At 62.9% G+C, this 25,876-nt stretch carries 24 protein-coding genes; 13 read left to right on the forward strand and 11 right to left on the reverse strand.

All coding sequences use genetic code 11. The features are described 5' to 3' along the window. The first annotated feature begins 110 nt into the window (after positions 1-110). From FVE66_RS01025 to FVE66_RS01040, 4 genes are all read left to right on the forward strand, one after another. The gene (locus FVE66_RS01025; RefSeq protein WP_151445533.1) at positions 111-1,064 is read left to right on the forward strand and encodes an AEC family transporter; all 954 of its coding nucleotides are present in this window, start codon (positions 111-113) and stop codon (positions 1,062-1,064) included. 60 nt (positions 1,065-1,124) lie between these two features. Continuing rightward, a complete protein-coding gene (locus FVE66_RS01030) occupies positions 1,125-1,919 on the forward strand; it encodes a sulfite exporter TauE/SafE family protein (protein ID WP_151445534.1) in 795 nt (264 codons plus the stop codon). 169 nt (positions 1,920-2,088) lie between these two features. After that, complete coding sequence (locus FVE66_RS01035; protein WP_161993150.1) at positions 2,089-4,932, forward strand: bifunctional diguanylate cyclase/phosphodiesterase; 2,844 nt, start codon at positions 2,089-2,091, stop codon at positions 4,930-4,932. Between the two features lie 174 nt (positions 4,933-5,106). Then, a complete protein-coding gene (locus tag FVE66_RS01040; RefSeq protein ID WP_151445536.1) occupies positions 5,107-6,033 on the forward strand; it encodes a patatin-like phospholipase family protein in 927 nt (308 codons plus the stop codon). Positions 6,034-6,136: 103 nt separating this feature from the next. Here FVE66_RS01040 and FVE66_RS01045 read toward each other — a convergent pair whose 3' ends face one another. From FVE66_RS01045 to FVE66_RS01085, 9 genes are all read right to left on the reverse strand, one after another. Next, the gene (locus tag FVE66_RS01045) at positions 6,137-6,931 is read right to left on the reverse strand and encodes an HAD family hydrolase (protein ID WP_151445537.1); all 795 of its coding nucleotides are present in this window, start codon (positions 6,929-6,931) and stop codon (positions 6,137-6,139) included. After that, positions 6,928-7,782 carry an endonuclease/exonuclease/phosphatase family protein gene (locus FVE66_RS01050; protein WP_151445538.1) on the reverse strand — a complete coding sequence of 285 codons (855 nt, stop codon included), beginning with the start codon at positions 7,780-7,782 and terminating at the stop codon, positions 6,928-6,930. Before FVE66_RS01050 ends, FVE66_RS01045 begins: the two co-directional genes overlap by 4 nt. A gap of 10 nt (positions 7,783-7,792) precedes the next feature. Continuing rightward, positions 7,793-8,614: a carbohydrate ABC transporter permease gene (locus FVE66_RS01055; RefSeq protein WP_151445539.1), complete on the reverse strand. Its 822-nt coding sequence runs from the start codon at positions 8,612-8,614 to the stop codon at positions 7,793-7,795. Next, positions 8,611-9,492 carry a carbohydrate ABC transporter permease gene (locus FVE66_RS01060; protein ID WP_151445540.1) on the reverse strand — a complete coding sequence of 294 codons (882 nt, stop codon included), beginning with the start codon at positions 9,490-9,492 and terminating at the stop codon, positions 8,611-8,613. Before FVE66_RS01060 ends, FVE66_RS01055 begins: the two co-directional genes overlap by 4 nt. A 166-nt stretch (positions 9,493-9,658) precedes the next feature. After that, entirely contained in the window at positions 9,659-10,954 is a 1,296-nt protein-coding gene (locus FVE66_RS01065; protein ID WP_151445541.1) for an ABC transporter substrate-binding protein, read from the reverse strand. Between the two features lie 15 nt (positions 10,955-10,969). Further along, on the reverse strand, positions 10,970-12,043 hold the full coding sequence (locus FVE66_RS01070; protein WP_151445542.1) for an ABC transporter ATP-binding protein: 1,074 nt from the start codon (positions 12,041-12,043) through the stop codon (positions 10,970-10,972). After that, positions 12,043-13,581 (reverse strand): glycerol-3-phosphate dehydrogenase, encoded by a 1,539-nt coding sequence (gene glpD, locus FVE66_RS01075; RefSeq protein ID WP_151445543.1) that lies wholly within the window; start codon positions 13,579-13,581, stop codon positions 12,043-12,045. The genes FVE66_RS01070 and glpD overlap by 1 nt, the downstream gene beginning before the upstream one ends. Next, positions 13,578-14,585 carry a sugar-binding transcriptional regulator gene (locus FVE66_RS01080; RefSeq protein WP_151445544.1) on the reverse strand — a complete coding sequence of 336 codons (1,008 nt, stop codon included), beginning with the start codon at positions 14,583-14,585 and terminating at the stop codon, positions 13,578-13,580. Before FVE66_RS01080 ends, glpD begins: the two co-directional genes overlap by 4 nt. Before the next feature lie 197 nt (positions 14,586-14,782). After that, positions 14,783-15,202: a DUF411 domain-containing protein gene (locus FVE66_RS01085; RefSeq protein ID WP_151445545.1), complete on the reverse strand. Its 420-nt coding sequence runs from the start codon at positions 15,200-15,202 to the stop codon at positions 14,783-14,785. A 290-nt stretch (positions 15,203-15,492) separates the two neighbouring features. On the opposite strand from FVE66_RS01085, the gene FVE66_RS01090 reads away from it, so the two are divergent. Next, on the forward strand, positions 15,493-15,888 hold the full coding sequence (locus FVE66_RS01090) for a PA2779 family protein (RefSeq protein ID WP_151445546.1): 396 nt from the start codon (positions 15,493-15,495) through the stop codon (positions 15,886-15,888). A 21-nt stretch (positions 15,889-15,909) separates the two neighbouring features. After that, positions 15,910-16,914, forward strand: a complete 1,005-nt coding sequence (locus FVE66_RS01095; RefSeq protein WP_206668698.1) for a PA2778 family cysteine peptidase — start codon at positions 15,910-15,912, stop codon at positions 16,912-16,914. Between the two features lie 221 nt (positions 16,915-17,135). Here the strand turns inward: FVE66_RS01095 and sodB are convergent, their stop codons facing one another. After that, entirely contained in the window at positions 17,136-17,714 is a 579-nt protein-coding gene (sodB, locus tag FVE66_RS01100) for a superoxide dismutase [Fe] (protein WP_151445547.1), read from the reverse strand. A gap of 98 nt (positions 17,715-17,812) precedes the next feature. Continuing rightward, the gene (gene xseA, locus FVE66_RS01105; RefSeq protein WP_151445548.1) at positions 17,813-19,174 is read right to left on the reverse strand and encodes an exodeoxyribonuclease VII large subunit; all 1,362 of its coding nucleotides are present in this window, start codon (positions 19,172-19,174) and stop codon (positions 17,813-17,815) included. 416 nt (positions 19,175-19,590) lie between these two features. Here xseA and FVE66_RS01110 point away from each other — a divergent pair, with 416 nt between their 5' ends. The 7 genes from FVE66_RS01110 to FVE66_RS01140 all read left to right on the forward strand — a co-directional run bounded on the left by FVE66_RS01110 (position 19,591) and on the right by FVE66_RS01140 (position 25,842). Then, positions 19,591-20,196: a MotA/TolQ/ExbB proton channel family protein gene (locus FVE66_RS01110; protein ID WP_151445549.1), complete on the forward strand. Its 606-nt coding sequence runs from the start codon at positions 19,591-19,593 to the stop codon at positions 20,194-20,196. Positions 20,197-20,209: 13 nt separating this feature from the next. Further along, the gene (locus FVE66_RS01115) at positions 20,210-20,641 is read left to right on the forward strand and encodes an ExbD/TolR family protein (protein ID WP_151445550.1); all 432 of its coding nucleotides are present in this window, start codon (positions 20,210-20,212) and stop codon (positions 20,639-20,641) included. Positions 20,642-20,716: 75 nt separating this feature from the next. Beyond that, entirely contained in the window at positions 20,717-21,718 is a 1,002-nt protein-coding gene (gene lpxK, locus FVE66_RS01120) for a tetraacyldisaccharide 4'-kinase (protein ID WP_241672956.1), read from the forward strand. Beyond that, on the forward strand, positions 21,699-21,899 hold the full coding sequence (locus tag FVE66_RS01125) for a Trm112 family protein (protein ID WP_151445552.1): 201 nt from the start codon (positions 21,699-21,701) through the stop codon (positions 21,897-21,899). Before lpxK ends, FVE66_RS01125 begins: the two co-directional genes overlap by 20 nt. 13 nt (positions 21,900-21,912) lie before the next feature. Continuing rightward, complete coding sequence (kdsB, locus tag FVE66_RS01130; RefSeq protein ID WP_151445553.1) at positions 21,913-22,674, forward strand: 3-deoxy-manno-octulosonate cytidylyltransferase; 762 nt, start codon at positions 21,913-21,915, stop codon at positions 22,672-22,674. Positions 22,675-22,803: 129 nt separating this feature from the next. Beyond that, positions 22,804-23,460 carry an adenylate kinase gene (adk, locus tag FVE66_RS01135; RefSeq protein ID WP_151445554.1) on the forward strand — a complete coding sequence of 219 codons (657 nt, stop codon included), beginning with the start codon at positions 22,804-22,806 and terminating at the stop codon, positions 23,458-23,460. Between the two features lie 225 nt (positions 23,461-23,685). Further along, complete coding sequence (locus tag FVE66_RS01140; protein ID WP_151445555.1) at positions 23,686-25,842, forward strand: sodium-translocating pyrophosphatase; 2,157 nt, start codon at positions 23,686-23,688, stop codon at positions 25,840-25,842. The last annotated feature ends 34 nt before the right edge of the window (positions 25,843-25,876 follow it).

Raw genomic sequence — 25,876 nt, forward strand, 5'->3', positions numbered from 1 at the left:
CGCCGGGTCGGCTGATTATGAACTGCATTTCACCTCATTGCAGGCCGGAAACACGCCACCCGCTGCGCCCTCTATAATCCGGCATCGATCCGCAAAGCAGAACATCCACCTTGCTGTCCATATTCGTCGTCACGTTTCCCTTCTTCGCGCTGGTGCTGTGCGGTTATCTGGCCGCCCGCGGCGGGCTGTTGCCGCTGGCCGCCATACCCGGCCTGAATACCTTCGTCCTGTACTTTGCGCTGCCATGCATGCTGTACCGCTTTGGCGCCCAGACCCCGATCAGGGAAATGCTCGACCCGGGGGTATTTTTCGTCTACCTGCTGTGCGCGCTGCTGATGGTCGGCCTGGCTGTGTTCGCCGCCCGGCGCGCGCAACTCACCTGGAACGACAGCGCCTTCGGCGCGCTGGTCGCTGCCTTTCCCAATACCGGATTCATGGGCGTGCCGCTGCTGGTTGCGCTGCTCGGCAAGCGGGCGGCGGGGCCCGCGATCGTCACGATCCTGGTCGACCTGGTGATCACCAGCTCGCTGTGCATTGCCCTGTCGCGGCTGGATGGCGCTGGCAGCCGTGGCGCGCGCTCGGCCGCAGGCCAGGCGCTGAAGGGGGTGGCGCTCAATCCCATGCCGTGGTCGATCCTGCTTGGCGGGCTCAGTTCAGCCCTGGCGCTGGCGCTGCCGCAGCCGCTGATGCAGACGCTGGACATGCTGGCCGATGCCGCGTCGCCGGTTGCCCTGTTTACGATCGGCGCCGTGCTGGCGCGTTCCCGTACCAACAGCAGCAAGGCGACGCCGCTGGCCGACTATCTGCCGATCGCCGTGGCCAAGCTGGTGCTGCATCCGGCGCTGGTGCTGGCGGGGGCCACGGTGGCGGTGTCGGCGGGTGTCCCGCTGGACCGGTTCGCGATCACCGTGATGGTGCTGGTTGCCTGCCTGCCCAGCGCCAGCAACGTGTCGATGCTGGCGGAACGCTTCGGCGCGGACAATGGCCGGATCGCGCGCATCATCATGATCTCGACTGCGCTCTCGTTCCTGACTTTTTCGGCCGCAGTCCACTGGTTGCGCTGATTTCCCCCTTCTTTCCCTTTATTGCCTCCATCCCTTGCCTATTTCGATAACAGGAACAATATGATCTGGTTTGCTGCTTACTGCCTTGCTGGCGCCATCATCGGATTCCTGGCGGGCCTGCTGGGCATTGGCGGTGGCATGATGCTGGTGCCGATCCTGGCGGCGCTGTTCACCGCCCAGCAATTTGCGCCGGACCATGTGGTCCACCTGGCGCTGGGCACGGGAATGGCGTCGATCATGTTCACCTCCGCGGCCAGCACGCGCGCCCACGCGCGGCTGGGCGCGGTCGACTTCGCCCTGGTCTGGAAAATCGCGCCAGGCATGGTGGCGGGTAGCCTGGCCTCTGCGCTGGCAGCGGGATGGATAGAGCAGCGCGCGCTGGCGCTGGCCTTTGCCGTGATCGTGTATGCCGGCGCCACGCAAATCCTGTTGAACCGTAAGCCGTCTCCCGGCCGCACCGTGCCCGGACCCATCCCGCTGCTGTGCGTGGGGTTTGCCATCGGCATCATTTGCGGGCTGGTATCGGCTGGCGGCGCTTTCCTGACCGTGCCCTTCATGTTGTGGTGCGGCATACCCATCCACAGGGCGATCGGCACCGGCTCGATGCTGGGCATTCCGGTGGCGATGGTCGGTACCATCGGTTACCTGGTCTCAGGCTGGAGCACACCGCACCTTCCGGCTGACGCGCTTGGCTTCGTTTCCCTGCTTGCACTGGCCGGTGTGTCCAGCGGCAGCATGCTGACTGCCCGCCTGGGCGCGCGCGTTTCGCACCGTTTGCCGGTGCTCCATCTCAAGCGCATCTTCGCTTTCCTTCTGTATGCGCTGGCGACGAAAATGCTGTTCACCTACTGGTAGGAAGGTAGTCAGCGCGCGGAGGGCTGCCGCTTTTCGAGGCATCTCTTGCGAATCGGCAAGCAACGTCCCGAAGCGGGCTGTTGCAGGGAAACCAATCAGGGCTGCTCCAGTCAGAACGCAGATGCAGCCACCAGATTTTCCATCGTCATCATCCGGCGTTGAGCCTGCCATGCCGGGGCCCCGTGACGGAGACTATTCGCCCTGGTTGCTGGCGGGAATGATGCTGTTTGCATCATTGGCGGTGACATGGCTGCTATGGCAGGCGGCGCGCAGTGAAAACCTCGACCTTGCACGCAATGAATTCCAGGCAAGCGCGCGCGAGCTGACCAACCGGCTCGAACAGCGCATGGAAACCTACGAACAGGTGTTGCGCGGCGCGCAAGGTCTGTTTTTCGCATCGGACAAAGTGGGGAGGCGGGAATTCGCCGAATATGTTCGGGCGCTGCGTCTGGAGGAAAATTTTCCCGGCGTGCAAGGCATCGGCATGGTCGAAGTGATTCCGGCCAGCAGGCTGGCGGCTCATGTCGATGCCATCCGCCGGGAAGGGCTTCCCGGCTACAGCATATGGCCCAGTGGCGAGCGCCCGGTCTACTCCTTGGTCACCCGCATCGAGCCGTTCGATGCTTTGAACCGGCGGGCGCTCGGCTTCGACATGTTTACCGAACCGAATCACCGCACTGCGATGGAGCAGGCGCGCGACACCGGCCGTGCCGCCATCACTGCCAAGATAATGTGGGTGCAGGAGGTTGGTAGCCGCAAACCGGAAGCGGGCATGCTGATGTTCCTGCCGCTGTACCTGCACTCGATGCCGGCCAGCACTTTCGAGGCGCGGCGCGCTGCTTCTGCCGGCTGGGTCTACGCGCCATTTCGCATGACGGACATGATGGCCGGCTTGGGGGCGGCACGGCCCGGCGATGTCAAGATCCGGCTGTTCGACGGTGAATCGGTTGCCGAGGAAAACAAACTGTTCGACTCCGACCCGGACCGGGGCGAGCGGCAATCGATGATGCACAGTGTCGAGAGCCTCAGGATCGCCGGTCGCACCTGGACTGTGGAGGTGGACTCCCGGCCGGAGTTCGAGGCCGGGGTGATCGACGGCAAGCCGGCCTACATCGCAACCACCGGGGCCGCAGGCAGCCTGTTGTTGTCGGTGCTGATTTTTCTCCTGGCCAGCGGCCGCGTACGGGCGGTGAGACTGGCGCATGACATGACCGTCGAACTGCGCAGAACCCGCGACCAACTGGAAGAAAGGGTGCAGGAACGCACGGCGGACCTGCGCGCCACCAACAATGCGCTCAACAAGGAAATCATGGAACGGCGCAAGGTCGAGTACGACCTGCTTTCCTCCCGCGAACGACTGGCCTCGGTGTTCGACGCCGTCACCGATGGCCTGGTGGTGCAGTCGCGCGATGGCAGTTTCATCGAGCTCAATCGCGCCGCCGAGGTGATACTCGGCATGAGCGCCGAAAAAATGAGCGGCGCTCATTCGCTGGCGGACTTGATGCGCACGGTGCATGAAGATGGCGCCATATTCGATCCGGCCTTGCATCCGGCCATGGTCAGCGTTGCCACCGGCCGTCCCCAGCGCGACGTCGTGATGGGCCTGGAGCGGCCCGATGGCAGCCAGGTGTGGGTGTCGATCAATACCGAGCTCTTGTTCGACCGCAATGGCGAGGTCGATCTTGTCGTCAGCAACTTTGCCGACATTACCGACAAGAAAGCATCTGAAGAAATGATCTGGCAACAAGCGAACTACGACGCGCTGACCAGCTTGCCGAACCGGCGGCTGTTCCAGGAACACCTGGAAACCGAGATAATAAAATCGAACCGCACGGGCCTGCCGCTAGCGCTGATGTTCCTGGACCTCGATCGCTTCAAGGATGTGAATGACACGCTCGGACACGACGTCGGCGACGTGCTGTTGAAGGAGGCGGCGTTGCGCCTGCGCAGCTGCGTTCGTGCCAGCGATACGGTGGCTCGGCTCGGCGGGGACGAATTCACCATCATCCTGTCTGAACTGGACACGCTCTCGCATATCGCCTTCGTCGCCCAGAACATTCTGCGGCGGATGGCGGAGCCGTTCCAGCTGGGCATTGAATCGGCCTATGTATCGGCCAGCATAGGCATCACGCTTTATCCGCAAGACGGGCGCGATATCGACACCCTGCTGAAGAACGCCGACCAGGCCATGTACAGCGCCAAGAACCAGGGACGCAACCGCTATCGCTATTTTACGGAGTCCATGCAGTCGGCGACCCGGGCCCGGATGTGGATGGCCAACGAGTTGCGCAGTGCGCTGGCGCGCGAGCAGTTCGAACTGGTCTACCAGCCAATCGTGGACCTGAACACCGGTCACGTCGGCAAGGCCGAGGCCTTGATCCGATGGAATCATCCGGCCCGCGGCTACATTCCTCCAGCGGTGTTCATTCCGATTGCGGAAGAGACCGGGCTGATCGTCGAGATCGGTGAATGGGTGTTTCGCGAAGTGGCATCCCAGATCAAGCACTGGCGCGATCACGAGAATCGCGTGTTCCAGATCAGCATCAACCGTTCGCCAGTGCAGTTTCGGGCTCGCGGCGGCGTCAGTTCGTGGGCTGAGTTCCTGAAAGGTCTCGGACTGCCAGGCGAGTCGATCGCCGTTGAAATCACCGAAGGCTTGCTGCTGGAGCCAAATGCAATGGTGGTGGATCAGCTGGCGGCACTGAGGGCGGCAGGCGTGCATGTGTCGCTCGACGACTTCGGTACTGGCTATTCGGCGCTGTCCTACCTGAAGAAATTCGACATCGACAGCCTGAAAATAGACCAGTCATTCGTGCGAAACCTGGAAGCGAATTCGGACGACATGGCGCTGTGTGAAGCGATCATCGTGATGGCCCACAAGCTCAACATCTCGGTGATTGCTGAAGGGGTGGAAACCGAGAAGCAGCGCAGCCTGCTGGCCGGCGTCGGCTGCGACTTTGCACAAGGTTATCTGTTTTCCCGACCAGTGCCTGCGGAACAATTCATGCTCTAGCAAGCGGGTGAAACACTGCTGCGCGGGCCTATTCCGGGGCCTCCGGTGCCAGATTGCCCTGGCTGCGATTGCGCGCGCCAGCCCCAAATACCGATCCGTTCGCACCGTTCTTCTCCAACCTGCCAAGGCACGGGGGCTGCTACACTTGCCCGGACAAAATCTTCCGGTGCGGAAATGCAAGTCACTCAATCCACTCACGTCAGTCACGTCACTCAGGCCACTCAACAGAAAACCGTTTCGCTGGTGCTTGGTGGCGGCGGCGCGCGGGGTTATGCGCATATCGGCGTGATCCAGTGGCTGACTGAAAACGGCTACGTCATCCATAACATCGCCGGCACGTCGATGGGCGCATTGGTCGGCGGCATCTACGCGGCGGGCAAGCTGTCCACCTATGCCGAATGGGCGCTGGCGCTGGAACGCCTGGAAGTGGTGCGGCTTCTCGATCTCGCATTTGGCGGCGCCGGCCTGATCAAGGGCGACCGGGTGATAGGCGTGCTGCGCAACCTCGTCGGCGATGTGCGCATCGAAGACCTCGACATTGCGTTCACGGCGGTCGCGATGGACCTCGAATCCGGCAAGGAAATCTGGCTGCGCGACGGACTTCTGTTCGATGCCGTGCGCGCCTCGATTGCCATTCCCTTGTTGCTGACGCCGGTCGAGTACCGTGGCCGCATGCTGGTCGACGGCGGCCTGGTGAATCCGGTGCCGATCGCCCCGACGCTCAACGATACGACCGACCTGACAGTGGCCGTCAACCTGGGTGGTCCGGCCGAAGCCGGCCTGGATGTCGCGATCACCGACAGCTTGCCTGCGCAGAACGATTACGCCCGCCGCATCCGCGCCTTCGTTGAAAGTGTGTATCCGCAGGCGGTTACTCCGGAAACGCCGGGCATGATCGACGTTGCGCTGCGTTCGATGGAGGCAATGGAGAACACGATCGCCAGACTGAAACTGGCTGCCTACACGCCCGACATCACGATATCGATACCGCGCAATGCATGCCGCATCCATGAGTTCTGGCGGGCAGAAGAGTTGATCCGGCTGGGACGGGAGCGCACGGCGCGCGCGTTCGGGCGCAATGGCGAGGAACACCCGGCCTAGGCGCGCGCCGCCCCGGAATATGAAACCCGGTGCCTGCGATCGCTGCCGGGGGATGCCGGGTTACGGGCCACGCCTTGACCCGACACCTCGACTGGCGTTGCAGCTATTGCCTTGCCCGCAGCAAGTGGTGCGCCAGTTCCGCGAAGCCGGCGCCGCACGCTGATGGCGTCACGAAACGGGGCGCTTGGGCCAGGCGGCTGGCAAAGTGCCGCACGTTGGCCATGCCGACCGACAGCGGGAAGTACCCGAACATCGGCGCATCATTGGGCGAGTCGCCGGCAAACACGCATGCGGCGCGGTTGGCCGGGTCGTCGAGCGAGAGTCCATGGCGCTCCTGCATCAGGATGCGAGCCATGCCCAGCTTGTCGTAGTCCCCAAACCAGCCGTTGACATGGATCGAACTGACTTTGGCGCTCATGCCGGCCTGCTCCATCAGCGCGACGATGCGATCAATGTCGTGATCATCAAGTGGCGGCACGTCTTCGCAGAAATCGATCGCCAGGTCGTACAGGCGGCAGAACTGGTCGGACGCAATGCCGGCGCCCGGCACCTCGTGCAGTATCTGTTCCTGTACTTGCACCAGCCTGCTGCGATTTGCCGCACGGGTGCTCTGGTCCAGCAGATGGCGGGTGCGCAGCCGGTTGGCCTGACGGTCGTGCCACATGGTGAAGGCGCCGTTTTCGCCAATCACTGCATCCACCGGCCACATCCGCGCAATATGGTCGCACCAGCCGGCCGGCCGGCCAGTGACGGGAATTACCCGCAGCCCGGCCTGCTGCAGGGCCTGCAGCGCGGCATAGGCAGCGGCTGTGAGCTGTCCGGCAGTGGTCAGGGTGTCGTCGATATCGGTGAACACTGTGTGCACCCCGCGCGCATCGAGTTCTGCCAGCGGTCTCATCCCAGCTCCAGCAGCAGCGGCTGGTGATCCGAATAATTGCAGTCCTGGTCGACATGCAGGCGTTTTACGTGCGGCAACCAGTCCTCGGTGACGAACATGAAGTCGCAGGTGAACGGCTCGGGCCACTGTCCAGGGTCATACAGGCCCACGCTGTGCGGATGGGGCTGGCCGGGGTGCAGGTGCTGCCATGCGTCGACCAGTCGCGGGCCGCCGCTGTCTGGTGGCTGCTGGATGCGCTCGTGCAGCGGATCCTCCGGACGCAGGTTGAAATCGCCGGTGAGGATGGCCGCTGCCGATTGCGGCACGGCGAGGAAGGGTGTGGGGTTCAATTCCTTGCTGCGTTCGCCGCTGGCGCGCGCGCAGGCCTCTGCGTGCAGCTTGCGCACGGCGTCAACCTGCGCCGTTCTCTGGATCAACGAGTAATACTCGAGATGCGTATTCATCACCCGCACAGGACCCAGCGGGGAGTCGATTGTCACTTCCAGCAGCGTGCGCGGCATGCTGATCACTGCCGGGTCGACCGGCCACGGCAACTGGTGGCGCAGCACCCGCAACACCGGCAGCCTGGACAGCACCATGTTGCCGAATACATGCCGCTTGCCGTCGGCGCCGATCACATCCACGCTTGCCACCGGCACGGCTGTAAAGCCGGGCAACAATCTCGCAAACGCTTCGAACTGGTTGTCGCCGCTGTTGGCGCGCAAGCCGGGATCGGGAAAGCCGGCTGCCACTTCCTGCAGGCACAGCACATCAAAATCGGCCAGCGCACGCGCGGCCTTGACGATCCGCCGGGGATCTACCTTGCCATCGGCACCGAGGGACCATTGGATGTTCCAGCTGATCAGCTTCATCGGAATTCTCCTAGCGTATGCCGGCGCGCATGAACGACTGTACGAATTGCCGCTGGAACAGCAAGAACGCAATCAGCAGCGGCGCCGACGTCATCAGGGTGGCTGCGGTGATGATAGACCAGTCCACGCCCTGGTCGGTGGACGAGAACACTTGCAGGCCCACCGTCAGCGGCCGGGTTTCCACCGAGTTGGTAACGATCAGCGGCCAAAGGAAATTGTTCCAGTGGGTGCTGACCGACACCAGGCCGTAGGCCAGGTAGACCGGCTTGGCCAGAGGTATGTAGACTTTCCACAGAACCTGCAGCGCGCTGGCGCCTTCCATGCGCGCGGCTTCGTCGAGTTCGCGCGGCACGGACTTGAAGGTCTGGCGCAGCAGGAAGATGCCAAAGGCGGATGCGAAATAGGGCAGGCCGATTGCCAGGATGGTGTCGCGCAGGCCCAGCTTGTTCATGGTGCTGTAGTTTTCGATGATCAGCATGTCGGGCATGACCATCAGCTGCATCAGCACCAGCACGAACATCAGGTCGCTGCCACGGAAGGTGTATCGGGCGAAGGCGTAGGCGGCGGTCGTGGCCAGCGCCAATTGCGCGGCGAGGATCATCGCTACCAGTATCGTCGTGTTGAGGAAGTAGCGGGCAAAGGGCGCGGCTGACCAGGCGTTCTCGAAATTTTTCAGCGTCAGCGGCGCGTCGAGCGAGAAGCGGGTGGCGAATTCCGCGGGATGAAATGCGGTCCAGAACGCATAGGCCAGCGGCAGCATCCACAACAGGCCCAGTACCCATGCGGATGTGGTCTCCAGCCAGCGGTTCCGCGTGTCCCAAACGGTGTTCATTGGTAGTGTGTCCTGCGGTCGAGGAATCGGAATTTGACGATGGCGACCAGCGCCAGCACCCCCAGCAGCACCACGGTCAGCGCCGCCGCATACGAGGAATCCCAGTAGCCGAAGCCGATCTCGTAAATGTAGTACAGCAGCAGGGAGCTGGCATTGTCCGGTCCGCCCCTGGTCATCACCATGATATGGTCGACCAGGCGGAACGAATTGATCAGCGCGTTGATCAGCACGAACAGCGTTGTCGGCATCAGCAACGGGAACTGGACGCGCCAGAAATATTGCCAGCGCGATGCGCCCTCGAGGCTCGCGGCCTCGGCCAGTGTCGGCGAAATTCCTTGTAGCGCGGCCAGGTAGAAAATCATGAAGAAGCCGGCTTCCTTCCATATCGCCACCACCATCACCGCCCACAGCGCGGTATCGGGATTGCCGAGCCAGTTCTGCGATGGCAGGCCGATCGACTGCGTGACCTGCTCCAGCAGGCCATATTGCGGCGTATAGAAAAACAGCCAGATGTTTGCCACGGCAATCATCGGCAGCACGGTCGGGGTGAAGTAGGCCAGCCGCAACACGCCGCGCCCGGGCAGCTTGTCGTTGACCCACAATGCCATCGCGATCGACAACCCGATGGCGACCGGTATGGTGACCAGCGCGTAGAGCAGGTTGTTCTTCAATGCCTGCCAGAACACCGGATCGTTCATCAGCAGGACGTAATTTTCTGCGCCGACGAATGCCGACGGCCGGTTCGCCTTCGGCGTGGAAAAGAAACTGTCCCAGATGGTGGCGACAGCCGGATAGTGGGTAAAGGCGACCAGCAACAGCATGGCCGGCAACAGCAGCAGCCAGGGGGTGACGGGAAAAGGGGCGTTGCGCTTGGTCATATTCAATCTGCGTCCATCCCGATCTCGCGCATCAAGGGGAGGGTCGGGATCGGGATCGGGTCCACGAACTCTATGTCACGCCCGTGTTCACCTTCTCCGGCAAGGGGAGGGTGAACACAGGGACAGCGATCCGCCAACGACTCGCCAGCGGACACCATCTACAGGATCAGCGACCCGCCGCGCGCAGGATGCGCACCGACTCGCGTTGCGCATCCTTCAGCGCCACTTCCGGTGTTTTCGTCCCAGACAGCGCAGCCTGCAAGTTGTCGTTCAAGGCCTTGGTCACGCGCTGGTTGTCATGCGTTGACAGCTCGGCGACGCTGTATTGCAACTGGTCGCGCGCCACGCCTGCCGCCGGAACGTCTTGCAGGTATTTCTTCATTTCCGGCGTTTCCCACGCATCCGGGCGGGTTGCAACATAACCGGTGGCGATGCTCCAGCGTGCATTGCGCGCCGGTTCGGTGGTCCACTTGATGAACTTCATCGCGGCCTTCTGTTGTTCAGGCGTGGATTTGTTGAACATGTAGAAATTGCCGCCGCCGGTCGGGCTGCCCGGGTGCTTGGCTGCCGGCAGCATCGCCACGCCAAACGGGAACTTGGCGTTGGTGCGGATGTTGGTCAGGTTGCCGGTGGTGGTCCAGACGATGGCAGCTTTCTGTTCCAGGAAATCCTTGGGCGTGGTGCCCCATTCGATCACGCCCTTGGGCATCACCTTGTGCTTGTGTCCCAGGTCGACCCAGTATTGCAGCGCCTGCACTGCGCCCGGCTTGTCGAACCAGGTTTCGGTGCCGGCTGCGTTCATCAGGATGGTGTCGTTGGGCGTGGTCAGGCCCTGGAACATCCAGTACGCGAAGCCGGTCGACGGAATCTTGACGCCCCATTGCGTGACGTTGCCACTGGCATCGGCCTTGGTCAGCTTTTTCGCAGTATCGACCAGTTCATTCCAGTTGGCGGGCGCCTTGTCGGGATTCAGGCCGGCTTCCTTGAACGCATTCTTGTTCCAGTACATGACGATGGTCGAGCGCTGGAACGGAATGCCATAGGTCTTGCCGCCGGTCTGGCTGTTTTGCATGAAGCTCTTGTAGAAACCGCCGATCCAGGCCTTGTCGGCGGGCGTGTTGGCGACGGTGTCGAAAGGCACGATCGCGCCTTCGTCGATCAGCGTGAACAGGTCGGTCGACAGCAGCACCGCCAGCGTCGGCGGGGTGCCGCTCTTGGATGCGGTCAGCGCCTTGACCAGGCTCTCCTGGTAGGTGCCGGCATAGACGGCCTTGATCTTCACGTCCGGATTCGCCTTCTCGAACTCCGCCACCATCGCGTCGATGGTCTGGGTCACCGGACCGCCCACTGCGACCGGATAGTAAAACGAGATTTCGACCGGATTGGCAGCCAACGCGGGCGAGATGCCGATTGCTGCACCGGCGGCCAGGCCAGCTACTGTCGTGATGAACTTCCTGCGCATGATGTATTCCTATTTTTAAACGGTCGCTGCCTCCCTTGCCAGGTCGGGCGAGCAGCGCAAGCCGTTTTCTGCGTCAAAAAAATATTGATGGGTGGTGTCCCATCCCAGTTGCACCTTGCTGCCCGGCTCAAGCACAACTTGTCCGGGCACGCGTACCAGCAGCGACGCATTACCGATTGCGGCGCCGACGATGGTGTCTGCGCCAAAATACTCGACGGTGGTGACAGTAGCGTGACAGCCGCGATCGACCAGACGGATATGTTCGGGACGAAGGCCCAGTAACAGCCGCCGCTCCTGGCCGGGCACGATTGCCGGCCCGCCGCTGCCTGCTATCGACAGGCCGCATGCGGCCGGTGCCAGCGGCAGGATGTTCATCGGCGGCGTGCCGATGAAGCGCCCTCCGAATACCGATGTCGGTTGCGCGTACAGCGTGGCTGGCGGCGCGTCCTGTTCGATCAGGCCGTCGCGCAGCAGGATTACCTGGTCTGCCATGCTCATGGCCTCGGTCTGGTCGTGCGTCACATAGACCATGGTGATGCCGAGTTGCTGCTGGAGCGCGCGGATTTCGCGCCGCATCTCCTGCCGCAGTTGCGCGTCCAGGTTCGACAGCGGTTCATCCATCAGGCAGACGTCGGTCTCGGCGATGATCGCGCGTCCCAGCGCAACCCGTTGCTGCTGGCCGCCGGAGAGCTGGCTTGGGCGGCGGTCGAGATACGGGCCCAGTCCCAGCATGTCGGCGACGCGTTTCAGCCGCGCAGCGAAATCTTTCTCCGGTTCGCGCCGCACGCGCAGGCCGAACAGGATGTTCTCGCCCACCGTCAGGTGCGGAAACAGCGCATACGACTGGAATACCATTGCGATTTTGCGCTCGGATGGCGGCAGGCCGGTGACGTCGCGCCCGCCGATCGTGATGGTGCCCGTGCTCGGGGTGTCAAGGCCGGCAATCAGGCGCAAGGTGGTGGACTTGCCGCAGCCGGATGGCCCCAGCAGCACGGTGAAGCTGCCGGATCGAACCGTGAAATCGATCCCCTTGACTGCCTTGGATGTGCCCCAGCTTTTCGTGATGCCTGCAAGTGTGATGTCTGCCATCAGGTTTCTCCGGATTCGGTTGTGGTCATCGCGCGGCCGGCGTGTGCGTGGTCGAACCAGTCCGCGAATGCTGCGCGTTCCGCGGGCTGCATGTGCAGCCCGCATTTGGTGCGCCGCCATAGCACGTCGTCGGCACTGGCAGCCCATTCATGTTTTACCAGGTGCGTCACCTCGCGCTCGCTCAGTCCGCCGCCGAAATCCCGTCCCAGGTCGGAAAATGAGCGGGCGTCATCCAGGATCGCGTGCGCCAGCAGGCCATGCCGCGCAAAGAGCGTCGCCAGCCACTGGGCCGGCAGGCCCGGATAGCGTTGCTGCAAGCGCCGCAGTTGAACCGCGCGCTCGGTTGGCGGGAATTCTCCGCCGGGAAGCGGCTCCGTCGCGGTCCATGGATCCGCCGCACCAGGAATCCATTGCGCCAGCTTGCTCAAGCTCGCCTCCGCCAGTCGCCGGTAAGTGGTGATCTTGCCGCCATAGATCGACAGTAGCGGCAGTCCGCTACCTTCATCCAGGGCGAGCGTGTAATCGCGGGTGATGGCGGACGGGTTGTCCGATTCGTCGTCGAACAGCGGACGCACGCCAGCGTAGCGCCAGGCGATTTGCCCGGCGTCGACCGGCCGCGCCAGATAGCGGTTCACCGCGCGCAGCAGATAGGCTTCCTCATGCGGCGCGACCTGCACGCCATGATCCATGTTTTCCTGCGCGACATCGGTGGTGCCGATCAGCGTGAACTCGCCTTCGTAGGGGATCATGAACACGATGCGGCGGTCATCATTCTGCAATATGTATGCATGCTCGCCGTCGTACAGGCGGGGCACCACGATATGGCTGCCGCGCACCAGCCTGACGGCCGAGCCCTGCCTGTTGCGGCTGCTGTGTGCAAGTTGTTCGACCTGGCCGACCCAGGGACCGGCGGCATTCACCAGCGTACGGCTGGTGAGGATGCGAGTGGCGCCGCTTGCATCGGCCACCGTGCAATGCCAGAGTCCGTCGCTGCGGCGGGCATCCAGCAGCCGGGTGCGGGCAAATATCTCCGCCCCGTGCTGCTGTGCGCTGCGCAAATTGAGTATCACCAGGCGGGCATCGTCGACCCAGGCGTCGGAATAGACAAAGCCGTCGTGGAGTTGCGGCGAGAGACCGGCCCCCCATCGGGTACCGGAAAGCTTTACGGATGCCGATTTCGGCAAGGAGTTTCGCCCGCCAAGCCGGTCGTACAGCCAGAGGCCGGTCCGGATCATCCAGCGGGGCCGCAATTCCCTGACGTGCGGCATCACGAAGCGCAGCGGCCACGCAATGTGCGGCGCGATGGCCAGCAGGTTCTCGCGCTCGGCCAGCGCCTCCGCCACCAGCCTGAATTCGTAATATTCCAGGTAGCGCAAGCCGCCATGGATCAGCTTGGTGCTGGCCGATGAGGTGGCGCCGGCGAAATCGTTCGCCTCGCACAGCCCCACTCGCAGGCCGCGACCTGCGGCGTCGCGCGCGATGCCGGCGCCATTGATGCCGCCGCCGACAATCAACAGGTCAAATGGCGGCATGTTCATCGGGTACGGACTTTCTTCTTGCTGGCGGCGGGCATGGTCTCGTCGGGTTCATCCAGCAGTGCGCTGGCACTAGGTTCATCGATCACCAGTTCGTTGATCAGCTTGCCGCGCAATGCGGCGCGCAGGCCGCGCAGCTTGCCCTGCCCGGCCACCACGCACATCGAGTGCGGCGCGCGCTGGAAGCGATCCAGTTCCGGCCCGCTGCTGCGCGCATTCATGTCCATGCCTTGCCAGCTGCCGTCTTCGCGGAAGAATACGGTGGCGATGTCGCCTGCCATGCCGTCGGCCTGCAGGCGACGGGTGTCCGCTGCGCTCAGGTAGCCGCCGGTATGCACGAGGCTGCCGGTTTCCGCCGCGCCGATCGAGAACAGCAGGACCTCAGCGCGGTCCTGCAGGCGGCGCAGGTGTTGCACGCTGCGTTCGCGCCATAGCGCTTCCCGCGTCTGGGCGTAATCGAAGAATGCCGGTACCGGGAAGCTGTGGGCGCGGCCGCCATAGTTTTGCGCAAAACGCATCACCAGCGATTCACCGAAAGCATTCACCATGCCTTCGCCCGTGCCGGAGCCGTTGAGCTGGACCACCTCGATGTTGGCAAGCTGGCGCGGACTCAGCTGGCCGGCGATCGCTTCGACTGTCTTGCCCCAGGCGATCCCAAGCACGGTGCCGGAGGCCATCAAGGTGTTCAGGTGCGCGGCAGCCTGGCGGGCGACACGCTGCAGGACGTCGCTATCGGGAATGCCGGCGGGAACCGGCACCACCAGTGCGCGCTTGAGCTTGAATTTCTTCAGCAGCCGGCTCTCGACCGATTGCGGATGGGCTTGCGGATCGTGCACGCGGATTTCGACCAGGCCATTTTCGGATGCATAAGTCAGCAGCCGGGACACGGTCGCGCGCGAGGTGCCCATTTCTTCTGCAATGGCAGCGGTTGTCATGCGCTCGTAGTAATACAAGCGGGCAACGTGGACTGCGGCGTGGACGGTGTCGGAATGAGTCGGGTTGCGCATGGTCTGAACAGATGTTCATTATCACTGAACGAATGTTCAAGCCTAACCGCTTTTTACCGATCGGGCAATATTTTCAGATATGCTGGGCGAGTGGATGTCGGGGGAGAGGTGACGCAGTGGCGCGCTCATCTGCGGCGGCCAGGGAGCAGGCGGGTGGCACCTGGCCAACCCGCCCTGCAGCAACGGGAAGTGCCGGATCAGTCCCGCGAAAACGCCTTGCCGGAGAAGTCGACGGTGACCAGGGTGCCGTCCATTTTCCCCATGCCCGGTGAATTGACCGGCATGCCAGGCACAGCCAGCCCTTTGACCTTGGGCTGGTCGATCAACTTGCGCACCGCGGTGGCCGGCACGTGGCCTTCAATGATTTGCCCTGACTTGTCGACCACTGCCGTGTGGCAGCTCTCGAACTTCGCGGGCACCGCATATTTTTTCTTGATGGCAGCAAGGTCGCCTGTGTCGACTGCCTTGACCTTGTAGCCGTTCTGGCGCAGGTGGTCGATCCATGCGGTACAGCAGCCGCAGTCCGGATCTTTGTAGACGGTGATGTTTTCGTTGGCAGCGTGTGCCAGGGCAGATGACGCCAGCAGGGTGGCGAGCAGTAAGTGTTTTGGTTTCATCGGTTTTCCTGGCGCGTTTGTACGGCGTCCCGAGTAGTGCCCATGCCTCCCATTTTGCACTGGATCGCATCGGCCGGCTGGGGCGCGCAGCAAGCTGTCGCCGTCCAGGGCGCCGGATCGGAAGATAAGCAGGCAATGGTGGGCTGACACGGATATTGACAAATGGTAACACCTGTAACCGCGGAGACAGGTAACCTGACGCCGTGCGCTTGCCCCCACGCCGGAACGAAGCGGGGTAAATCTGGCCATGCCATCTGGCCGCCAATAACGAGAAAAGAGGATTTGATTCCATGCCAAGCATATTGAAACGACTGTTCGTCACCATCACCCTGGTCATCGTGACATTCACCGGCTTCACTCAGTCCGTGCAGGCTGCCATGGTCGGCACCGACCAAGCCCATGCGGCGGTAGCGGCGCAGCAGAGCCGCGATCGCATTGTCAGCGAACTGAACCGGCCTGAAGTGCTGTCGCAACTGGAAAAGATGGGCGTTGCCCCGGCAGATGCCCAGGCGCGCGTGGCCGCGCTGACCGATTCGGAAGCCGCCATGATGGCCGAGCGCATGGACAGCCTGCCAGCCGGCGGCGACGGCCTGGTGGGCGCGCTGGTGTTCATCTTCGTGCTGCTGCTCGTGACCGATCTGCTCGGCTTGACCAAAGTCTATCCGTTCACACGCGGCCATCGCTGATCGGCTCGGCTGGGCGACAACTTGCAGATCAAGCGGGCCGAGCTGGCGGACGTCAGCAACATGAAGTGCCGGCGGCGATGGCCACTGCTGGGAGCGCTGGCGCTGCTGGCGTTGCTGCTGGCCGGCTGCGCGACCCAGACCCGGACCCTGTTGTCCGCGCCGGTTGCCGGATTGCCTGCCCGTGTCGAGCTGAAGGACACGCCGTTTTTCGCGCAGGAAGACTATCAATGCGGCCCGGCGGCGCTGGCGACCGTGCTGCATTCGGCAGCCATTCCCGCCACACCGGACGCGCTGGTATCGCAGGTCTATGTACCGGCCCGGCAGGGCAGCCTGGCGCCCGAGATGCTGGCGGCGGCGCGTCGCAACGGCGCTTTGGCGGTGACCCTTGCCCCGCAGCTTCGTGACTTGCTCGACGAAGTGGCGGCCGGCAATCCGGTGGTCGTGCTGCAGAACCTGAGCCTGCCGATCTACCCGGTCTGGCATTACGCAGTGGTAATCGGTTACGACCTCGCGGAGCAGGAGATCGTGCTGCGCTCCGGCACCACGCGCCGGCTTGCAATGCCGCTTTCTACCTTCGAGCACACATGGGGCCGCGGCGGCCACTGGGCCATGGTGGCGCTGCCGCCGGGCCGCATGCCGCGCACCGTGGGCGAGGCCGGACTGGTCGACGCACTGGTCGCATTCGAGAAAAGCGCTGCCCCCAAATCGGCTGCCACGGCCTATGCGGCTGCGCTGCAGCGCTGGCCGCGCAACCTGAGCCTGCAGCTTGGCGCTGGCAACACGGCGTATCGCGCCGAGGACAGGCAGGCCGCGCTCGCGGCTTTCCGCCGGGCGGCAGAGGATCATCCGGACAGCGTCGCGGCGCTCAACAACCTGGCGTCGGTGCTGGCGGAACTCGGTCAACTCGATGAAGCTCGCCCGGTCGCCGCCAGGGCAGTGTCGCTTGGCGGTCCGTTGCAGGCGACCGCAGCCGCAACTTTGCGGGAAATCGACGCGAAGATCAGGGAGAGTCGGTCGGCTCGCTGACGCGGACGGCGGCCGCTGCGCAGCGCTGGGTGTTGTCTGCTTGCCCGGAATCCGGATAGATCAGACATGGCCCGATTCCAGATCCGCAAGATTGATCCCCGCCTGACTACGCCAGAAGCAAAAACACCCCGTGGGAATCTCTCCTCACGGGGTGTTTTTTTGCATCGCTTGCATTGCCCTCAATGACGCTTCTGCTTCAGCGCCAGTGGGGCCGAGAAGGATCAACCCAGGTTCTTGTTCGCGAAATCCCAGTTCACCAGGTTCCAGAAGTGCTCAACGTACTTTGGACGCGCATTGCGGTAGTCGACGTAGTAGGCATGCTCCCAGACGTCGCAGGTCAGCAGTGGCTGGTCGGCGCCGGTGAGCGGGGTGGCGGCATTCGAGGTGTTGACGATGTCGACCGAGCCGTCGGCTTTCTTCACCAGCCAGGTCCAGCCGGAACCGAAATTGCCGACGCAGGACTTGGTGAATTCTTCCTTGAACTTGTCGAACGAACCCCATTTTGCGTTGATCGCATCGGCGATCTTGCCGGTCGGCGCGCCGCCGCCGTTGGGCTTCATGGAATTCCAGTAGAACGTGTGGTTCCAGACTTGAGCGGAGTTATTGAACACGCCGCCCGATGACTTCTTGATGATGTCTTCCAGCGATGCGTTTTCGAACTCGGTGCCCTTGATCAGGTTGTTCAGGTTGGTCACATAGGCCTGGTGATGCTTGCCATAGTGATATTCCAGCGTTTCCTGGGAGATATGCGGTTGCAGTGCGTCCATTGCGTACGGCAGGGGCGGCAGGGTGTGTTCCATGGTGCGTTCCTTTGGTGGTTGTTCTAGGGAGATATTTTATGAACGGAGCATTGTAAGTCGGTTGCGCTTCGCTTGCAGGATCGGCATCAAAGTGCCGCTCATTCAAGCGTCTGCTGGACGGTCGCGATGCTGATCTCGGCGCTTCCTTCGGCCAGGCGCAGCTGCAGGAACTGGCGTGGTTTCAAGGCCGCCGGCGTGCGCACGATGTGCCCTTTGCGGTCGGTCACGATCGCATAGCCGCGTTCGAGGGTGCGTTGCGGATTGAGCAGTTCGAGCTGCGCGGCGAGCGCAGCCAGGTGCTGTCGGCGCAGCCCCTGCTGCGACTCCATGCAGGACGACAGCCGCCGTGCTGATTCGCCGATATCGCGCCGGCGGGCCGCTACATCGGGCAGGCAGGCGCCCAGCCGGCCGAGCAGCTGCAGCAGCGCGAAGCGGGAGCGCGACAGCGGAGCGCGCACGGCATGCTGCAGGCGCACTTCGAGGGCGCGCAGCTTTACGCGTTCATGGCCAACTGCCGCCGCCGGACTCTGCAAGCGGCGCGTCAGCCAGTCCAGCGTCTGCACCTGGTCGCGCAAGCGCCTGCGCATCGCGTTGGCAAGCTCGCGCGCGCCGGCTTCTATCGCCTGCTGCCATTCGCTGCGCGGCCGGGTCGCCAGTTCTGCCGCCGCCGTCGGCGTCGGCGCGCGCAGGTCGGCAGTGAAGTCGGCAATCGTGAAGTCGGTTTCATGGCCGACCCCGCTGATGACCGGCATCGAGCACGAGGCGATCGCCCGCGCCACGATTTCTTCGTTGAACGACCACAGATCCTCGATGCTGCCGCCACCCCGGCAGACGAGCAGGACGTCGCACTCGGCGCGCGCGGAGGCGGTCCGGATCGCGTCGGCAATGCGTATGGCAGCGCCATCTCCTTGCACGGGTGTCGGATAAATCACGACCGCCACATGGGGAGCGCGCCGGCGCAGGGCGGTCAGCACGTCGCGCAATGCGGCTGCCTGGGTGCTGGTGACGATGCCTATGGTGCGCACAAAGGCGGGCAGGGGACGCTTGCGCGCCGGGTCGAACAGCCCCTCCGCCGCCAGCGCCTGTTTCAGGCGCAGGAAGGCTTCATACAGGTTGCCCAGGCCAGCCCGACGGATCGATTCGACGCTCAACTGGTATTCGCCGCGCGGCGCGTACAGCGTTACCAGCGCGCGCACTTCGACCTTGTCCCCTTCGCGCGGCATGAAATCGGCGTATTGCGCGCGGCTCTTGAACATGACCGAGCGCACCTGCGCCTGTGCGTCCTTGAGCGTGAAGTACCAGTGGCCGGATGCGGCGCGCGTGAAGTTCGAGATTTCGCCAGCAACCCACGACAATGGGAAATTGCGCTCAAGCAATTTCGATACAGCCTGGTTCAGCGCCGAAACAGTCAGCACCGGCGGCCCGGAGGCGGGCGATGCTTGACTTTCCAGATCGTTCATGTTGTGCCCATCGGATATCTATCCACAGAAAGAGGGAAATTACTGGTTTCCCATCTCTAACAAAACAACTTGAAGTATTCCCTGATAAGTGTTTGATTTAAAAGAAGAATTGAGATTGCCTGCTGCTTGGGCGGTGTGAAAAAATCCTTATGAATCAAGGGACTTCAGGGTTCCCCGCCGACTTGTTCACAAAGTTATCCACAGAACCTGTGGGTTTTGCACAGCACCTGTTGGCGATGATCGGTGGTCGGATTGACCATTGCCCCAGAGTAATCGCGGCTTGCGGAAAGAGTCAGTGATTACCAACATTTTGCCCATAATTTTGATTGGGTACCCGGCCACGCTTGCCCGCCGCCGGGCCAGCACGTACCATTCTGCATCCCGCTTTGCCCCGCTTTTTAACGAGGAGCATCCGTTTGTTTGCAATTATCCAGGCTGCAGGCTGGCCGATCTGGTTTCTGTTGGTGGCTTCTGTCGTTGCCCTTGCGCTGATCGTCGAGCGCATATTGTATCTGCGGCGCGGGCGTATCCTGCCGCCGACACTGTTGCAGGAAGTGGTGCGCGTGTACCAGGGCGGCCGTGTGACGCCGGAAGTCGTTTCCGGGCTGGAGCAGAATTCCCCGCTTGGCCGCGTGCTCGCCGCCGGGTTGCGCAATGTCGATGCGCCGCGCGAAGTGATGAAGGAATCGATAGAGGAGGCGGGCCGTGGCGCTGCCCATGAACTGGAACGTTTCCTCACTACCATTGGCACCATCGCCAGCCTGGCACCGCTGATGGGACTGTTCGGCACCATCGTCGGCATGATCGAACTGTTCGGCGCGTCCAATGCCAGCGGCACTGACCACACGCAACTCGCACACGGGATCTCGGTTGCGCTTTACAACACGGGTTTCGGCCTTGCGATCGCGATGCCGGCGCTGGTTTTCTACCGCCACTTCCGTGCCCTGATAGACAGTTTCATCGTCGACATGGAGCAGCAGGCAGTGAAGTTCGTCGACATTGTCCACGGCGCGCGTCGCTGAAGGGCCGGTAAGCATGAATTTCCGCCGTGGCTCGCACCGTGAAGATCCCGAGATCAACCTGATCCCATTCATCGACGTGCTGCTGGTGATCCTGATTTTCCTGATGATCACGACCACCTACAGCAAGTTCACCGCCTTGCAGATCACGCTGCCGACGGCCGATGCCGAGAAGGCGGTGGAGCGTCCGCACGAAATCAATGTGGTGATCGATGCCCAGGGGCGATATGCAATCAACAACGTACCGGTCGCCTACCGCGACGTCGGCGCGCTGGCGGATTCCCTGAAGCAGGCAGCTGGCCCGGCCCCGAACGAGGGGAAAACCGTGGTCATCATCAACGCCGACGCCCTGGCGGCTCACCAGACCGTGATCAATGTGCTGGAGGCGGCGCGCCAGGCCGGACTTGCGCAGGTGACTTTTGCGGCGCAGGCCAGCACCAGGAAATGATCCATCGCGGGCAGGCGTCCCAGGCCGTTTTCTTCACGGCCAACCTGACCTGCCCTGACCCGGAGTGAAAACATCGTGAATGCGCTGCCTGCCTTCTGGCTGTCGCGCGGCCCGCTCGCCTGGCTGCTGCTGCCGGTCAGCTTGCTTTTTCGCGCGATCGTTGCGTGCCGCCGGTGGCTTTACGGCAGTGGCATGCTGCGCTCGCGTTCCTTGCCGGTGCCGGTCATCGTGGTCGGCAATGTTTTCGTCGGCGGAACCGGAAAGACGCCTTTCGTGATCTGGCTCGCACGCGCACTCGCGGCGGCCGGTCACCATCCTGGCATCATCTCGCGCGGTTACGGCGGCAGCGGCAGCGTCGAGGAAGTATTGCCGGATTCTGCTGCCGGGCAGGCCGGGGACGAACCCGTTCTGATCGCTTCGCGCACGGGCTGTCCGGTGGTGGTGGGGCGCGACCGCGTGGCGGCCGCGCGCCTGTTGCTGCAACGGCACCCTGGCATCGACGTCATTGTTTCCGACGATGGCTTGCAGCACTACCGCTTGCCGCGCCAGGTCGAGATCGCTGTATTCGACACCCGCGGCACCGGCAACGGCTGGCTGCTGCCGGCGGGCCCCCTGCGTGAGCCCGCCGGGCGCATGCGCGACTTCACGGTGATCAATGGCGCGGCCACGGCACCGGGCGTCGCGGGCCAGGCTTGGCGGATGTCGCTGGAACCCGGCAATGCCTGGCAACTGGCCGATCCACAGCGCCGCATGCCGCTGGCGCTGCTGTGCGCCGGACGACAGGTGCTGGCCTCGGCAGGTATCGGCAATCCGGCACGTTTCTTCGACATGCTGGCGGCGATCGGCCTGCAATTCCAGGCGCTGCCGCTGCCGGATCACTATGCATTCGAGCGCAATCCGTTCGAGGGGCGCCCGGAGGAGATTATCCTGATCACTGAAAAGGATGCAGTAAAATGCAGGGGCAATACTGCACTCAATGGCGATGCCCGGCTGTGGGTCGTGCCGGTCACGGCCGCGCTGGAAACCTCGCTTACTCAAAGAATTCTGGAGAGACTTCGTGGATCCCCGCCTGCTTGACATCCTTGTTTGCCCGATCTGCAAGCGCCCTCTTGATTACGACAAGAAGGCGCAGGAGCTGATCTGCCAGCCAGACAAGCTCGCCTATCCGATTCGCGATGGCATTCCCATCATGTGGCCGGACGAAGCGCGTGACCTGCAGGCGGCATCGTTGCCCGAACTTCCCGACGCCGACGTCTAGCAGGTCGCGTCGCATGTCCTTCACCGTAATCATTCCGGCGCGGCTGGCCGCGACCCGGCTGCCCAACAAGCCACTGGCCGACATCGGCGGCAAGCCCATGGTGGTGCGGGTTGCAGAGCGCGCGGCGCTTTCGGGCGCGCGCCGGGTGCTGGTTGCCACCGACCACCAGGACATTGCCGCTGCGTGCCGGCAGTCTGGCATCGAGGTGCAACTGACGCGCGCGGATCATCCATCTGGCACCGACCGCATTGCCGAAGCGGCCGCGGCTATCGGATTGCCGGACGACGAAACAGTTGTCAATGTCCAGGGTGACGAGCCGCTGCTCGATCCGGACCTGATCCGCGCCACTGCTGCGCTGGTCGGACCGCAGGTTCCGATGAGCACGGCGGCGCATCCGCTACACGAGATGGCGGACGTGCTCAATCCGAACGTGGTCAAGGTGGTGCTCGACAGCCAGTCGCGGGCGCTGTATTTTTCGCGTGCAGCCATTCCGTGGCATCGCGACGGCTATGCGCGCTCCATGGAGCAGCTGCCGCCCGGGCATGTGGTGCTGCGCCATATCGGCCTGTATGCATTTTCCCATCGGTTTCTGCGCGCTTACCCGCAGTTGCCGCCTTCGCCGCTGGAGCAGGTCGAGGCGCTTGAGCAACTGCGCGTGCTGTGGCACGGACATTCCATCGCGGTTCATGTGACCGATCGGGTACCGCACGCAGGGGTCGATACGATCGAAGACCTGGAGCGGGTACGCCGGATCATCAGTGCTGGAATGGCCTGAAATGCATGAAAGCAGTGCATTCTGTGGTAAGTTTCGTGCAAAGTTTTTGTGCTACAAGACAGAATAGAAGGCACTCGGCCAAGCCGGCCGTGCCTCAATAAAATTGAAAACTAGTTTAGGAATACGTACATGCGCCTCATCCTGTTAGGAGCGCCGGGGGCCGGCAAGGGGACCCAGGCCACCTTCATCAAGGAAAAATACAACATCCCGCAAATCTCCACCGGGGACATGCTTCGTGCCGCCGTGAAGGCCGGGACGCCGCTTGGCCTGGCTGCGAAAAAGGTGATGGACGCTGGCGGACTGGTGTCCGACGACATCATCATCGGCCTGGTGCAGGATCGGCTGAAAGAGCCGGATTGCCAGCGTGGTTATCTGTTCGACGGCTTCCCGCGCACCATTCCGCAGGCAGAGGCGATGAAGCAGGCTGGCGTCCATATCGACTATGTACTCGAGATCGACGTGCCCGATTGTGAAATCATCGAACGCATGAGCGGACGCCGCGTGCACCAGCCGTCGGGGCGGACTTATCACGTCCGCTTCAATCCTCCAAAGATCGCGGGCAAGGACGACATCACCGGCGAGGACCTGATCCAGCGTGATGACGACCACGAAGATACGGTGAAGAAGCGCTTGTCGGTTTATCACGAACAAACCGAAGTGCTGATCGATTACTACAATTCCTGGGCGAAGTCGGGCCAGCCGGGCGCGCCGCAATATCGAAAGATTGCAGGTGTCGGACCGGTCGAGTCGATTCGCGACAGCGCGTTTGCTGCGCTGTCCAGTTAGCCATGACGAGCGGACCAAGTGTCCGCTCTTTTTTTGTTTGCTCCATCTCCAGAACATGAATTAACCCCGGAAGCGGCCAGCACGATCGGGAACGATTGCTGAAAGCAGGTTCGCTGCACAGGGAGCGGGAAGTTGTTGCAGTTCGCGGTATCGGCGCGGCCTTCAAGGCGGCGGCGGGCAATGTGGCTGTAGTAAAACTTTGTCGTCAAAAAAGGAGGAGTCGAAATGGCAGCAGCAGGTTTGTGGTTGGCCGTCGCATGCGGTTTGATCGCTGTGATCTACGGTTTGGTCTCGCGCAGCTGGATCCTGAAGCAGGATCCCGGCAATCCCCGCATGCAGGAAATCGCAGCGGCGATTCAACAAGGGGCGGCGGCTTACCTGGCGCGCCAGTACCGGACCATTGCCATCGTCGGCGTGGCCCTGTTCCTCATCATTGCCTTCGTGCCTGGCCTGGGCATGTCGACTGCGGTCGGCTTCCTGGTGGGTGCGGTTCTCTCCGGTGCTTGTGGCTTCATCGGCATGAATGTTTCGGTGCGTGCCAACGTGCGTACCGCGCAGGCTGCAAACACCGGGATGAACGAGGCCCTCAACGTCGCTTTCCGTGGCGGCGCCATCACCGGCATGCTGGTGGTTGGACTAGGCTTGCTGGGCGTGACGATTTTTTACTGGGTGCTGACTGCCAGCGCACCGCATGGCGCCGGTTACACGGTGAGCCAGCATGACGTGATCAAGCCGTTGATCGGGCTTGCGTTCGGTGCGTCGCTGATCTCCATCTTCGCCCGACTGGGTGGCGGCATCTTCACCAAGGGTGCTGACGTCGGCGCTGACCTGGTCGGCAAGGTCGAGGCCGGCATTCCGGAGGACGACCCCCGCAATCCGGCGGTGATCGCCGATAACGTCGGCGACAACGTCGGCGATTGCGCGGGCATGGCGGCCGACCTGTTCGAGACCTATGTCGTCACGCTGATCGCGACGATGCTGCTCGGCACGCTGATGATCAAGGGCTTCGAGACCCAGGCCGCGATCTATCCGCTGATGCTGGGCGGGGTTTCGATCATCGCCTCCATCATCGGCTGCTCGATGGTCAAGGCGCAGCCGGGCAAGAAGATCATGTCGGCCCTTTACACCGGATTGTGGTGGGCTGCCGGTCTGTCGCTGATCGGCTTTGCCGCGGTCACCTGGACCGTCCTGCCCGCCGAGATGCGCGTGCCGATGATGGGTTCGGCGGTAGTCGGCATCGTCCTCACCGGACTGATGGTGTACATCACCGAGTACTACACCGGCACCGACTTCAAGCCGGTCCAGCACGTGGCACAGGCATCCACCACCGGTCATGGCACCAACATCATCGCCGGCCTCGGCGTATCGATGAAGTCGACTGCATGGCCGGTGCTGGCGGTGTGCGCGGCCATCCTCACCTCCTATTCGCTGGGCGGCCTGTATGGCATTGCGATTGCTGCCACCGCGATGCTGTCGATGGCCGGCATCATTGTCGCACTCGACGCCTATGGCCCGATCACCGACAATGCTGGCGGCATTGCCGAAATGGCCGGCATGCCTGATTCGGTTCGCGCCATCACCGATCCGCTCGACGCCGTCGGCAATACCACCAAGGCCGTGACCAAAGGCTATGCGATCGGCTCCGCCGGCCTGGCCGCGCTGGTGCTGTTTGCCGACTACACGCATGCGCTGGAAGCAGTCGGTAAGTCGGTGTCCTTCGACCTGTCCGAGCCGCGGGTGATCGTCGGCCTGTTCATCGGCGGACTGATTCCTTACCTGTTCGGCGCCATGGCGATGGAGGCAGTCGGCCGTGCCGCAGGCGCGGTGGTGGTCGAGGTGCGCCGGCAGTTCCGCGACATCAAGGGCATCATGGACGGTTCCGGCAAGCCGGAATACGACAAGGCGGTCGACATGCTCACTTCCGCAGCCATCAAGGAAATGATCGTGCCCTCGCTGCTGCCGGTAGTGGTGCCTATCCTGGTCGGCATGCTGCTCGGGCCCGCTGCGCTGGGTGGCCTGTTGATGGGTGCGATCATCACCGGCATCTTCGTCGCCATCTCGATGACGACTGGCGGCGGCGCCTGGGACAACGCCAAGAAATATATCGAAGACGGCCACCACGGCGGCAAGGGTTCGGAAGCGCACAAGGCTGCCGTCACCGGCGACACCGTGGGCGATCCGTACAAGGACACTGCAGGTCCGGCAGTGAACCCGCTGATCAAGATCATCAACATCGTTGCACTGCTGATCGTGCCGCTGTTGCCGGCTGCCGCCCCGGCCATTGCCGGGCATGGGGTATCGAAACCGGCGGCGGTCACGGCGCCGGCCGCAACTGCCCCTGCGCTTGCGATTCCTGCCAGCGGTGCCGCAGCCGCAAAGTAAAGGCTGCGGTTCTGGAAAAAGGCAGCTTCGGCTG

The organism is Lacisediminimonas profundi, from assembly GCF_008831265.1.
GTDB classification, from domain to species: Bacteria; Pseudomonadota; Gammaproteobacteria; order Burkholderiales; family Burkholderiaceae_D; genus Lacisediminimonas; species Lacisediminimonas profundi.

Bases quoted from the DNA above. Each gene is read 5' to 3' on its own strand.
- FVE66_RS01055 (WP_151445539.1), bottom strand. From the start codon at position 8,614: ATGAACACCGTTTGGGACACGCGGAACCGCTGGCTGGAGACCACATCC.
- FVE66_RS01035 (WP_161993150.1), top strand. From the start codon at position 2,089: ATGCCGGGGCCCCGTGACGGAGACTATTCGCCCTGGTTGCTGGCGGGA.
- FVE66_RS01045 (WP_151445537.1), bottom strand. From the start codon at position 6,931: ATGAGACCGCTGGCAGAACTCGATGCGCGCGGGGTGCACACAGTGTTC.
- xseA (WP_151445548.1), bottom strand. From the start codon at position 19,174: ATGAACGATCTGGAAAGTCAAGCATCGCCCGCCTCCGGGCCGCCGGTG.
- FVE66_RS01140 (WP_151445555.1), top strand. From the start codon at position 23,686: ATGGCAGCAGCAGGTTTGTGGTTGGCCGTCGCATGCGGTTTGATCGCT.
- FVE66_RS01070 (WP_151445542.1), bottom strand. From the start codon at position 12,043: ATGGCAGACATCACACTTGCAGGCATCACGAAAAGCTGGGGCACATCC.
- FVE66_RS01065 (WP_151445541.1), bottom strand. From the start codon at position 10,954: ATGCGCAGGAAGTTCATCACGACAGTAGCTGGCCTGGCCGCCGGTGCA.
- sodB (WP_151445547.1), bottom strand. From the start codon at position 17,714: ATGGAACACACCCTGCCGCCCCTGCCGTACGCAATGGACGCACTGCAA.
- FVE66_RS01115 (WP_151445550.1), top strand. From the start codon at position 20,210: ATGAATTTCCGCCGTGGCTCGCACCGTGAAGATCCCGAGATCAACCTG.
- FVE66_RS01090 (WP_151445546.1), top strand. From the start codon at position 15,493: ATGCCAAGCATATTGAAACGACTGTTCGTCACCATCACCCTGGTCATC.
- kdsB (WP_151445553.1), top strand. From the start codon at position 21,913: ATGTCCTTCACCGTAATCATTCCGGCGCGGCTGGCCGCGACCCGGCTG.
- FVE66_RS01040 (WP_151445536.1), top strand. From the start codon at position 5,107: ATGCAAGTCACTCAATCCACTCACGTCAGTCACGTCACTCAGGCCACT.
- glpD (WP_151445543.1), bottom strand. From the start codon at position 13,581: ATGAACATGCCGCCATTTGACCTGTTGATTGTCGGCGGCGGCATCAAT.
- FVE66_RS01050 (WP_151445538.1), bottom strand. From the start codon at position 7,782: ATGAAGCTGATCAGCTGGAACATCCAATGGTCCCTCGGTGCCGATGGC.
- adk (WP_151445554.1), top strand. From the start codon at position 22,804: ATGCGCCTCATCCTGTTAGGAGCGCCGGGGGCCGGCAAGGGGACCCAG.
- FVE66_RS01085 (WP_151445545.1), bottom strand. From the start codon at position 15,202: ATGAAACCAAAACACTTACTGCTCGCCACCCTGCTGGCGTCATCTGCC.
- FVE66_RS01060 (WP_151445540.1), bottom strand. From the start codon at position 9,492: ATGACCAAGCGCAACGCCCCTTTTCCCGTCACCCCCTGGCTGCTGCTG.
- FVE66_RS01030 (WP_151445534.1), top strand. From the start codon at position 1,125: ATGATCTGGTTTGCTGCTTACTGCCTTGCTGGCGCCATCATCGGATTC.
- FVE66_RS01080 (WP_151445544.1), bottom strand. From the start codon at position 14,585: ATGCGCAACCCGACTCATTCCGACACCGTCCACGCCGCAGTCCACGTT.